The organism is Streptomyces sp. NPDC055099 (assembly GCF_053607685.1).
On the sequence record NZ_JBSGUA010000085.1, the window covers coordinates 1 to 1,282 of the forward strand.

The window sequence follows — 1,282 nt, forward strand, 5'->3', positions numbered from 1 at the left end:
GGGTAGACGGTACCGGTGACGGTGACAGTCTCCGGTACGGGAAGCCCCCAGGCTTCCCCGTTCCATTCGACGCTGCGGCCGCTCACGACGATTGTGATCCGGTTGCCGCCCTGGAGGGTCTGGCGGGCGACCTCACGGGGGTCGCCCGTCGGCGGACCGGCGTACGGCGCCGTCTCCGCCTCGGCCTGTGCCTGGTCCGGCTGTTCGCCGCCGGCCGACGGCACCGGGTCCGCCGCTTCGGGCTCGGGAACTGTACGGGTTGCCCAGATGCGCCGAGCCTGCCCCAGGCGGGCGACGTCGGTCTTCGGAACCTCGAAGCGGCTGGAGACGTGGTCGATGCAGTCAGCGTCGCCCCCATCTACCCGGTACAGCTCCTTTACGGCGTCGTCGTCGCGGAACTGGCTGCACCGCTCGCAGACCCCGTCATCCGCCAGGGTGAGGTCCCGCTTGCGGAATTTCGCCTCCAGCGGCTCGACCGCCATCTCCTTGGCCCCGCGGGCCACCTCGACGCAGAAGTAGACCGCCGCCCCCGGGGTGTCCGCCCACGGGAAGGTGATGGCCTTGTCCCCGGCATCGATGCGCGGCAGATACACCGGGATGCCAGCCTTGTTGTTCCGGCCCACCCGGACGACGAAGGAGATGCCGTCAGCGACGACGTCGAAGGCGACTTCCTCCTGGCCCTCCGGGCCGAGGCGGGGGCCAGCCTCTCCGACGGTCACCGGGATCGGTTCGCGGACCCGGGCCAGCCCATCGGCCGGAATCCAGTCGGCGTACGAGGTGATCGGCGGGGCGGGCACCGCGTCCACCTCCGGCAGATCCTCCAGCGGTTGCTGCGGGCCTGGTCCGTCGGCGGGCCGGAGATCGGTAGCCCGGCCGTTGAGGGAGTAGGTGTAGCCGGTGGACTTCTTGCCCGAGCGGGACAGGACGTGGAACTCGCCGGTGTGGCCGCTGCGGTCGGTGCTGACGAACCAGGTGTTCCCCGCGGGCCCCGGGCCGGTGACCTGACCGGTCACCTGCTGGCCGTTGGAGCCGTCGCGCCAGGCCAGCCACGACCCGATGCCGTACTCGTCCGGGGCCAGGCCCGGGGCGTCCTGTCCTTTCGTCAGTTTCAGGGCGGGCAGAGGGCGGAACGGCTCCAGGCGGTTTTCGCCCTTGTACGTACGGCGCCACCGGGCCAGCAGGTCGTCCCGCTCGGCGGGGCTCATCGCCGCCTGCGTGTTCTTCTCGTTGACGACCGCGGAGAACTCGCGGTGAGTCCGCTGGTAGCCCTCCACTGCCGCCT

At 71.1% G+C, this 1,282-nt stretch carries 1 protein-coding gene; it reads right to left on the minus strand.

The annotated features are described in order from the left end of the window. Positions 1-1,282, minus strand: a 1,282-nt coding sequence (locus ACWFRU_RS42465; protein WP_453694220.1) for a hypothetical protein, incomplete at both ends; no start/stop codon positions are given.